Here is a 9,333-nt window from a genome sequence, read left to right as displayed (position 1 = left end):
TCCCCACCAGTCGGAGCGGCGGTGTGGAGCGCGGCCGAGCGCCAGGCCTACGCCAACGACCTCGACGACCGGCGCTCCCTCCTCGCGGTCCACGACAGCGCCAACCAGAGCAAAGCGGATCGCGACCCCTCACAGTGGATGCCCCCGGCCGCCACCGCGACCTGCCGCTACATCTCCGACCGGGTCACCGTGAAGACCAGGCGGGGCCTGAGCACCGACCCCGCCGAGCACGCCGCGATCCAGCGGATCACCGCAGGCTGCGACAACCCCGCCATCACCGCTCCGCGGGTGAGCAGACCGTGATCAGCGGGATTGCCGCCGGACGCAAGGGCAGCGTCTGGCTGAGCTACGCGGGCTGCGGGGTGGTGCGTCCCTTCCCTGCCGGCAGCCCGCTGCGCCGCCTCGTGCCGCTCAGGCCACCGAGACCGAGCAGAGGGCCTGGACCGAGCCGGGGCCTTGGCCCGGGCTGCTGACCAGGTGCCGGGGTGCGGGTCCGGTCGTGGCCCTGGCGGGTCGGCGGTCAGTTGCCGCGGTTCGCCTTGTCGAGGACCGACTCGTAGGCGACCTCGCTGTACTCGGTGCCCTGGATCTCCACCGCGATGCCCACGAGCGACCTCCGGAGCGCGTCCTTGGAGGAGGCGAAGAGCATCTTCTGCTTGATCCTGGCCGTGTCCGGCGCCCAGGACACGAACGTGAGCCTGTTCCGCTTTCCGGCCCCTCCTTCTCGAACTCGAAGTCGTAGGCGGCCCAGCGGCACTCCGCCTCCGGAAGGTCCGCGATGAAGTCGTCGTAGTCCTGGGAGGTGGAGGTCTTCTCGACGACGATCTCCGTGTTGTCGCTGTTGACGTCACGACAGGCCTCATTCGCACGGGCCCTTCCCGCGCCCCTCGGCAGCGGAGAGGTCCGAACGGGCCCAGGAGGCGGCCACGTGCGGGTGAGGCCGTGGCGGGCCGGAGGGGCCTGCCGTCCCGGTGTGCTGCACAGTGCCGGTGAGGTGACCGGCGGGGAAGGCGGAAAGGAGGGCCGTGGTGGCGGCATACGGGCCGTGGGTTGCGGTGCGGAGGGCGTGGGCGGATGACCCCCCGCTCACCGCGGCCGGTGTGCTCCTCGGCCTGGGCTGCCTGGCGGCCCTGGTCGGCGTGGCCGTGGACCCGCGCGACATCACCGGACAGCCAGCCTGGGCCAAGCCCGCCCGGTTCTCCTTCTCCTTCGGCCTCTACGCGCTCACCCTGCTGTGGCTGCTGACCTTCGTCCGCGGACATGCGCGCCTGGTCCGGCTGATCTCCTGGGCCACCGCGGCCGGTGTCGTCCTGGAGGTGGCGTGGGTCTTCCGCGCGGCGGCGGCGGGGACGACCAGCCACTTCAACTTGACCACCCCCACCGCCTCCACGCTCACCTTCGCCGCACTGGCGGTCATCTCCCTGGTCACCGCGATGGCCCTGCTCACCGCCGCCCTGCTCCTGCGACAGCACGTGGAACCGCCCGCACTCGCCTGGGCACTGCGCCTGGGCCTGCTGCTCTCGCTCGTCGGCATGGCCGTCGCGGCCCTGATGGTCACCCCGACCCCGGCGCAGAAGGCCGCCGCAGACCTCGGCGCAGGCATGCCGGTCGTGGGCGCCCACACGGTGGGCCCGCCCGACGGGGGACCGGGGATGGCGGTCACCAACTTCAGCACCGCCGGCGGGGACGTGCGCGTGGCGCACTTCGTCGGTGTCCATGCCCTCCAGGCGCTGGCCCTGCTGGGGCTGCTCCTCACCCGCGGGCCCCGGCGGCTCGACCAGCGCCACCGCACCGCGCTGGTCTGGATCGCCGCAGCGGCCTGGTTGGGCCTCACCCTCGTCCTGACCTGGCAGGCGCGCCGCGCCCAGCCCTTCACCGATCCGGACGCCGCGACCGTTGTGGCCCTCGCCGTACTCGCCGCCGCCACGGCGATCGCGGTCGGCGCCGTGTTCCGGCACGCGCGCACCACCCGATGACCTTGCCCGGAGCCCCTCGCCGGGACGGTCGCCCGGACGGCATCCTCCCGCGTGCGGGCCGCCGGGACGCCACGGATGCTTCCCCCATGGGATGTATGCGATGGATCCAGTGCGGTGCGGTCGCCGCCGGGGCCGTTCTGGGCCCGGTACCCCCCGCGGTGGGCACGGATGTGCGGCCCGGGGCCGTCGTCCCCTGTGTCCAGGACCGGGACCGGCTGCTGAACGAGGCGGTCACCGCCGGGAACAACCACCCCGCAACGCCCTGGGAGATCGTCCTCCAGCCGGGCTGCACATACACCTTCGCCCGCCCGTACGGGAGGATGAACGCCCTGACCGCAGTCGCCGGCGACATTCGGATCCGCTCACGCGGCCCGTCCGCCGCGGTGATCGCCCGCGGCACGGCCGACGGAACGCCAGACTTCCGGGTCCTGGAAGTGGAGATGGGCGGCCGGCTCACCCTGGAGCGCATCACGGTCCGGGGCGGCTCCTTCGGCAGCGGCGGCGGGATCTTCAACAACTTCGCCACCCTCGCCCTCACCAGCAGCACGGTGGAGTCGAACCACGCGCGGGAGTTCGGCGGCGGTATCACCACCAACGGCGAACGCGCCGTCACGACGCTGACCGACACGACCGTGCGCGACAACACGGCGGGCGTCGGCGGCGGCGGCCTCTTCGGCAATGCGGGAACCACCACCCTGACCGGGAGCCGCGTCGTGGCGAACCGGACGACCGGAGGAGTCGGCGGCGGCATCCTCAACAACGGCCGCCTCAGCGAGCTGCACCTGGCCGATACCGCCGTCACCGGCAACGAGGCCGCGGAGACCGCCGGCGGAATCCTCAACGGAGGAACCGTCACCACCTCGCACTCACCCGTCACCGGCAACCTGCCGAACAACTGCACCGGATCCACCGCCCCGGTCCCCGGCTGTACCGACTGACCCTGCAGCCCGACCACGGCGGACGACCCGGCCCCCTCCCAGAAGGGCCGGCGCCGTACGCCCCGGTGCGAGGAGCCAGCCGGCACGTGACTGTCCAGGGGCGGGGCGCCTCGCCCCGGTTCCGCCTGCTGGCACAATCCCGCGATCGGGGATCAGCCGGCCCCTCAGCCGTCGATGGCCATGGTGGCCTCCGACGATTCCGGAGCCGAGGGCCACGCAGGCCGCGTTCCCGTGGCCCTGGGCACACCAGCGGGGTTCCCGTGTCCGGCCCCGTCCCTGCGACGACGGAGCCGACGGCACGACGGCGGAACTGCGGGACCTTGTCCGCGATGTCGCCCAGCGGGACGACGTTCCCCAAGACCTGAGGCAGCGCGCCCAAGCACTCACCGCACAGTAGGGGGCCACCGACGCCGACCCGTCGCATTCCAACAGGTTCCACGCACGGTCCTGGCACCCCCGCGGCCCCCGGACCACGACCCGGCCCCGGGGCCTCCCCCATCCTCCCGGCTGCATGGCACGGAGGCCCCGCCGGGCCATCGCCCCCCGTTCCGGACGCCGTGCCCGTGCGCCGGTGCTCCCCCTTGACGGCCTCTTCACAGTCGAGGGAACAGGCGAGGGCGTCACGGCCTACATGCTCGACACCGGCATCGAGACCGGGCACGAGGAGTTCGAAGGGCGCGCCACCGCAGGATTCGACGCCGTCGGCGACGGCCGCGACGGCCGGCTCGGGAAAAGTCGACCCTGGCCCGCGCGATCGTCGGACTCGTCCCCGTCCACCGCGGCCGGACCTGCTCGGCGACCAGCCGGCCGGCGCCCGCACCGGCCGCGAGCGGCGACGACTGGGCCGCGCGGTCCAGATGGTCTTCCAGGACCCCGACACCGCACTCGTTCCCCGGATGACGGTCCGCCGGACCCTCACCGAAGCCGCCACCGCGTTCCACCGGCTCGACCGGACCGCACGTGCCGCCCGCATCACGGACCTGCTCGACCTCGTCGACCTGGCCCCCCACCTCACCGACCGCCTCCCCCACCAACTGTCGGGCGGACAACGCCAACGAGTGGCCATCGCCCGCGCCCTCGCCGTCGGACCCGACCTGCTGATCGCCGACGAGATCACCTCCGCGCTCGACGTCTCGGTACAGGCTTCGGAGGATGTCCGGAGCGACGGGACCTTGCGGCGTCCGGGCCAGGAGGGCTCAGGTCGGTGGCCGCGGCGATGCCCAGCAGCGATGGCGGGGGCTGTGCCGCATCGTTCGTCCTCCTCTCCTCTCAGCCCAGGGTGAGGTGGGGTTCGAGCGTCACCTCGAAGAGGCGGTCCCAAGGCAGCTCGATGTGGACGTCACTGACGGCGGCGAGCCTGGCGGTGCGGGTGGTCGCGCCGCGGCGGCCGAGGAGGAGGTGGTGGCCGGCGAAGTGGTCGGTGAAGTACTGCCGGGTCACCGGGGCGAGGCGGTCCTGGACCCAGCCGTCGAAGACGGCTTTCTGCTCGGCCGTCAGGTTCAACGGGTTCCACCCCTTGGACCTGGCCTCCGCGTAGGCGGCCTTCTGAACGACGTTCTTCCAGTGGTCGTCCTTGACGAACCGGTAGAGCAGGTACTCCGCGTGCGCCCGGCCCGGCCCGGTCAGCGCCGGTACCCCCAGTCCGCTGGTCGAGCGCTTCAGGAAGGCCCAGCGAGCGGTGCCGTGGGCCAGGGCCAGACCGAGGGCGTTGCCGCCGGTGTTCCAGCCGGAGTACGACAGCAGCGCGGCCAGGTCGACGCGCTGTTCCAGCTCGGCCACCAGGTCGTGGTCGGCGCGGTTGACGAAGACCGGGTCCACCACGACGACCGACTCCCCGGCCGCCGTCAGCCCGGCGACCCGGCGGGCGAACGCGGCGAGGTCGGCCGCCCGCTGGTCCTTGTCCGCCGACGGGGTGTTGACCATGAGCACCAGGTCGGCGTTGCCGCTGACGACGGTGCCGCCGGCGGACTTCACGTGTCGGCGGATGTTCTCCGCGAACGGGATGCCCTCGAGTTCCGCCGTCCACTGCTCGCCGGAGATCCCGGCGTACTCCACCCGGTAGGTGGGCGAGGTGCCCGCGGCGATCAGCCGGGCGACCAGCAGCGCGTCGACCTCGTCCGCGCCGGGGAAGACCTCCACCCGCGGGCCGACCCCCAACCGCTCGACCAGCTCTTCGAGCTCGACGCGTTCGGCCCGGGCCAGGCCCACCGGGGCGGTGTCGTCCTCGGAGAGCACCAGATGGCTGATGGTTCCGTCGGCCACCCACTCGACCATCTGCCGGTTGACCTCGTGGTTGCGGGCCCGCGCCTTCAGGTAGTCGTCGACCACCGCGTCCGGGATGGTGGCCCGCACCGCCGTGAGCCGGGGCCGCAACTCTTCCCGGCCGAGGTTCTCCACCTGGTCGTACAGCTTGGCCCACTCGACCAGCGCGGCCACGTACTGTTCGTTGTCGGGATTGCCGGGGGTCAGCGCGAGGCGCTGGATGGTGTCGTGGACCACGATCTGCGCGCGCGGGCGGGCCGCCCGCAGTGCCCGGATCGCCGCGATGTTGGCCCGCGCCGACTCAAGGGTGGGCGTACCCGTGCGGGAGGCGATCAGGCCGCCGTAGGCGAGCATGCCCACCGAGATCACGTACTCGTCCCCACCGGCCGAGCCCAGCCAGCGGGCGACGGCCGCGCCGTCCCCGGGCTGGAAGAATCGGCCGAGGGTCTCGCGCGGCGGCAGTACGAGGTCGACGCCGGCGACGGCGGCGGTCATGGTCGGGCAGTAGACGTTGACGGGCCGGTCGTCGAGCGGGACGAGGGCGATCCGGCGGCTCGGACGTGGGGCCGCGGTGGCCGCCTGCGGGGTGAGGCCCAGCAGCGGGGCGGCCAGGACGGCGGCTCCGGCGGTAAGGACCGTGCGTCTTCTCATCAGGGGTGCACTCCGTTCGCGTCGGCGTGAGCGGGAGCCGACCGGGCCAGCTCCCTGGTCAGGTACAGGGGTGAGGTGATGGCGTTGCCCACCACCACGGCGTGTGCCCCGGCGGCGTAGGCGCGTCGCAGGTCGTCCGCTGTGCGGTAGCGGCCTTCGGCGATCACCGGAACGGACAGCCGCTTGACGAGGCGTTCCAGCAGGCCGAGGTCGGGCCCCGGGGTCTTCGGGCTGTGCGAGGTGTAGCCGGAGAGCGTGGTGGCAACAGCGTCGGCGCCAGCGTCGGCCGCGGTCCGTCCCTCCGCCTCGGTGGACACGTCCGCCAGGACGAGAACGCCTGCGGCGTGCGCGGCGGCGACGACGGCCTCGAACGGCTCGGGCCGCGAACGGTCGGTGGCGTCGATGGCGACCAGGTGCGCCCCGGCCCGCGCGACGGCTCGGACGTGCCTGGCGGTCGGCGTGATCACGACCGGCCCGGGGCCGTCCTTCCACAGGCCGATGACCGGCACGTCCACCGCCGCCCGCACGGCGGCGATGTCCTCGGGGCCGTTGGCGCGGATGCCGGCCGCGCCGCCGAGCACCGCGGCGGCGGCGACCTTCGCCTGCACGGATGCGTCGCGCATCGGGTCGGCGGGTTCGTCCGGCAGCGGCTGGCAGGAGACCACCAGACCGCCGCGGAGGGTGTCGAGAACGTTCACTGGGGCTCCGTTTCGGTGGTGCGCGGGAAGGTGGCCGCTCGCGGCCGGCTGCCGGGTTCGGCAGGACCGGGACCGGCGGACCCGGGATCGACCTGCCCGGGACCGGTAGGCCCCGGACCGGACGGCAGGCTCATGGCTCGCCGGACCATCGCCGCCCGGGCCGCGCCGACGGCGACCGCCGCGTCACCGAGCGCGGCCGGGACCAGCGACACGTCGGCGTGGACCGGCAGCCGCTCGGCGGCGTACGCGCTCCGGGCGTACGGCAGCAGCGCTCGGCCGGCCCCTCCGGCCACCACCACCGTCTGCGGATCGAGCAGCGCCACCAGACCCGCGAGGGCCCGGCCGAGGGCGTGGCCGGCGGTGGCGAGGACCTCCACGGCGGCCGGGTCGCCGGCGGCGCAGCGGGCGGCGACCTCGCGGCCGGTGACGTCCGCCCCGGTGCGCAGCCGATAGGCGCGGGCGAGCCCGGTGCCGGAGGCCACGCCCTCCAGGTGCCCGGTGCGCCCGCAGCCGCAGGTCAGCTCGTCGGCGTCCGGCGCCGGAAGATGAGCCGTCTCTCCGGCGCCGCCGCGCGCCCCGTGGTCGACGGCGCCGCCGCGGACCAGGCCGCCGCCGAGGCCGGTGCCGACCGCGACCAGCAGCACGTGTGCGTGACCGCGGGCGGCCCCGGCCCAGCTCTCGCCGAGGGCGGCGGCGTTGACGTCGTTGTCCACCACGACGGGCCGGCCGATGCGCTGGGCCAGCGCGTCGGCCACCGGTGTACCGGCCCAGCCGGGCAGGGAGTCGGTGGCGTACCGGACGACGCCGGTGGCCGGGTCGATGAGACCCGCGGCGCCGACGCCGACCGGGCCGGTGCCGCCGAGGCGCCGGGCCAGGTCGGCGGCGGTCCGCAGCACCGCGGCCGGGCCCTGCGCGGCCGGGGTGTCGGCCCGCGCCTGGTCGAGCACGGCGCCGTCGGGTCCGACGAGGGCGGCGAGCGTCTTGGTGCCACCGATGTCGATGCCGAGTGTGGCGTTCACTTCAGCCCCGTATGGGCGAGGCCCTCGATGAACTGCTTCTGGGCGATGACGAACACGATCAGCACCGGGACCGCGGTCAGCGACGCCGCGGCGAGCTGGACGTTCCACATGGCCCCGCCGTAGGAGTCCACGTACTGGGTGAGCGCCTGCGGCAGGGTGAACTTCTCCGGCGAGGAGAGGTACACCACCGGTTCCAGGTAGAGGTTCCAGCTCTGCAGGAAGGTGAAGATCCCGACGGCGCCGAGGGCCGGCCTGGCCAGCGGCAGCGCGATCCGCCAGAACGTGCCGAAGTAGCCGATGCCGTCGATCCGGGCGGCCTCCTCCAGTTCGTTGGGCAGGCTGATGAAGAACTGCCGCATGATGAACGTGGCCATGACGCTGGGCGCGCCGAAGATCGGCACCAGGATCAACGGCCAGTGGGTGTTGGTCAGGCCGAGGTCGTTGAACATCTGGAAGAGCGGGACGATGGTGACCTCGCTCGGGATGAGCAGGCCCACCAGCACCACCAGGAACAGCGCGTTCTGGCCGCGGAACCTGATGCGGGCGAAGGCGTACCCGGCGAGCGAGGACACGATCATCGTCCCCGCCGTCACCAGCACGGCGATGTAGAGGCTGTTGACGTACTGCTGGACGAACGGGCGCCCGTCGAAGACGTCCCGGTAGGCCGAGACCGTCGGGTTGGTCGGGAAGAGCTTCGGCGGGTAGGCGAAGATGTCGCCGATGGGCTTGAACGACGACGTCACCATCCACCAGGTCGGGAAGACGAAGGGGATCGCGAGCACGCAGAGCAGGCCGTACAGGGCGACTCGGGTGCGCAGCGGGATTTTACGATTCATAGAAGACCCACCTCTTGCGCATCTGCCACTGCAGCACGGTGAGCGCCAGCACGATCAGCAGCAGCAGGATGGACAGGGTCGCGCCGTAGCCGAAGTGATGGAACTGGAAGGCCTGCTGGTAGAGGTAGTAGACGAGCACGGTGGTGGACAGCTTCGGGCCGCCCTGGGTGAGCACCGCGATCTGCGCGAACACCTGGAGCGAACCCACGATGGTGATCACCGACGTCAGCAGGATCGTCGGGCTGATCAGCGGCAGGGTGATGGACCGGAACCGGATCCACGCGCCGGCCCCGTCGACCCGGGCCGCCTCGTACAGCTCCTTGGGCACGCCCTGGAGCGCGGCCAGGAACAGCACCATGTTCAGACCGACGTTCTTGAACACCTGCACGACGATGACCGAGAGCATGGCGGTGCCCTCGCCGCGCAGCCAGTTGGGTCCGTCGATGCCGACGGTGCGCAGCAGGCCGTTGATGCCGCCGTTGTTCTGGAGCAGGAAGCCCCACACGATGGTCCAGGCGACCAGCGACACCACGACGGGGGAGAAGAACAGCGTGCGGAACACCGTCATTCCGCGCAGCTTCTGGTTGAGCAGGACGGCGAGCATCAGAGCCAGGGAGAGGTTGAGCACCACCAGGCCGACCGAGAACAGGGCCGTGGACTTCAGGACCTCGGGCAGGTTGGCGTCGTCCAGCAGCTGGGTGTAGTTGTCGCCGCCCGTGTAGGTGAAGTCACCGGCCAGCACGTTCCACTCGTGCAGGCTGTACCGGAAGACCAGGGCGATGGGCAGCAGCACGAAGACGGCGCTGCCGAGGAGTTGGGGCGCGATGAACGCGAGGCCGGCGAGCTGGTCACGTCGGCGCCGGGTCCAGAACGGACGTCGCGGCGGCTGCCCCGCGGGGGCGGACCCGCTCCTGGGCGGGTCCGCCACCGCTGTTCGCGGGGAGACGGACATG

Annotated in this window: 9 protein-coding genes and 1 pseudogene; 4 read left to right on the top strand and 6 right to left on the bottom strand. The window is 72.7% G+C overall.

From position 1 onward, the window contains the following. Positions 1-21: 21 nt before the first annotated feature. Positions 22-303 (top strand): hypothetical protein, encoded by a 282-nt coding sequence (locus ACFU74_RS07840; protein ID WP_380753415.1) that lies wholly within the window; start codon positions 22-24, stop codon positions 301-303. 217 nt (positions 304-520) lie between these two features. Here ACFU74_RS07840 and ACFU74_RS07835 read toward each other — a convergent pair. Next, positions 521-1,038 (bottom strand): annotated as a pseudogene (locus ACFU74_RS07835) (actin-binding ADF family protein). 62 nt (positions 1,039-1,100) lie between these two features. Here ACFU74_RS07835 and ACFU74_RS07830 point away from each other — a divergent pair. From ACFU74_RS07830 to ACFU74_RS07820, 3 genes are all read left to right on the top strand, one after another. Beyond that, the gene (locus ACFU74_RS07830; protein ID WP_380753413.1) at positions 1,101-1,976 is read left to right on the top strand and encodes a hypothetical protein; all 876 of its coding nucleotides are present in this window, start codon (positions 1,101-1,103) and stop codon (positions 1,974-1,976) included. An 86-nt stretch (positions 1,977-2,062) separates the two neighbouring features. After that, positions 2,063-2,914 carry a hypothetical protein gene (locus ACFU74_RS07825; protein ID WP_380753410.1) on the top strand — a complete coding sequence of 284 codons (852 nt, stop codon included), beginning with the start codon at positions 2,063-2,065 and terminating at the stop codon, positions 2,912-2,914. A gap of 857 nt (positions 2,915-3,771) precedes the next feature. Then, a complete protein-coding gene (locus ACFU74_RS07820; protein ID WP_380753407.1) occupies positions 3,772-4,197 on the top strand; it encodes an ATP-binding cassette domain-containing protein in 426 nt (141 codons plus the stop codon). Here ACFU74_RS07820 and ACFU74_RS07815 read toward each other — a convergent pair. From ACFU74_RS07815 to ACFU74_RS07795, 5 genes are read right to left on the bottom strand one after another with little or no spacing between them, the layout of a single operon-like run. Further along, a complete protein-coding gene (locus tag ACFU74_RS07815; RefSeq protein ID WP_380753404.1) occupies positions 4,184-5,827 on the bottom strand; it encodes a DUF4127 family protein in 1,644 nt (547 codons plus the stop codon). The genes ACFU74_RS07820 and ACFU74_RS07815 overlap by 14 nt on opposite strands. Next, positions 5,827-6,525, bottom strand: coding sequence for an N-acetylmannosamine-6-phosphate 2-epimerase (locus ACFU74_RS07810; protein ID WP_380753401.1), 699 nt, complete (start codon positions 6,523-6,525; stop codon positions 5,827-5,829). The genes ACFU74_RS07815 and ACFU74_RS07810 overlap by 1 nt, the downstream gene beginning before the upstream one ends. Continuing rightward, on the bottom strand, positions 6,522-7,544 hold the full coding sequence (locus ACFU74_RS07805; RefSeq protein WP_380753398.1) for an ROK family protein: 1,023 nt from the start codon (positions 7,542-7,544) through the stop codon (positions 6,522-6,524). Before ACFU74_RS07805 ends, ACFU74_RS07810 begins: the two co-directional genes overlap by 4 nt. Further along, positions 7,541-8,380, bottom strand: coding sequence for a carbohydrate ABC transporter permease (locus ACFU74_RS07800; protein WP_380753395.1), 840 nt, complete (start codon positions 8,378-8,380; stop codon positions 7,541-7,543). Before ACFU74_RS07800 ends, ACFU74_RS07805 begins: the two co-directional genes overlap by 4 nt. Then, a complete protein-coding gene (locus tag ACFU74_RS07795; RefSeq protein WP_380753392.1) occupies positions 8,370-9,332 on the bottom strand; it encodes a carbohydrate ABC transporter permease in 963 nt (320 codons plus the stop codon). Before ACFU74_RS07795 ends, ACFU74_RS07800 begins: the two co-directional genes overlap by 11 nt. Position 9,333: the final 1 nt, after the last annotated feature.

It is taken from the genome of Kitasatospora sp. NPDC057500 (assembly GCF_042802195.1).
GTDB lineage: Bacteria > Actinomycetota > Actinomycetes > Streptomycetales > Streptomycetaceae > Kitasatospora.
Note: the sequence above shows the minus strand (reverse complement) of the source record. Positions and strands in the feature narration are given on the sequence as shown.

Coding starts and splice junctions, on each gene's coding strand:
- ACFU74_RS07825 (WP_380753410.1), top strand. CDS start 2,063: ATGGGATGTATGCGATGGATCCAGTGCGGTGCGGTCGCCGCCGGGGCC.
- ACFU74_RS07820 (WP_380753407.1), top strand. CDS start 3,772: ATGGTCTTCCAGGACCCCGACACCGCACTCGTTCCCCGGATGACGGTC.
- ACFU74_RS07815 (WP_380753404.1), bottom strand. CDS start 5,827: ATGAGAAGACGCACGGTCCTTACCGCCGGAGCCGCCGTCCTGGCCGCC.
- ACFU74_RS07800 (WP_380753395.1), bottom strand. CDS start 8,380: ATGAATCGTAAAATCCCGCTGCGCACCCGAGTCGCCCTGTACGGCCTG.
- ACFU74_RS07795 (WP_380753392.1), bottom strand. CDS start 9,332: ATGTCCGTCTCCCCGCGAACAGCGGTGGCGGACCCGCCCAGGAGCGGG.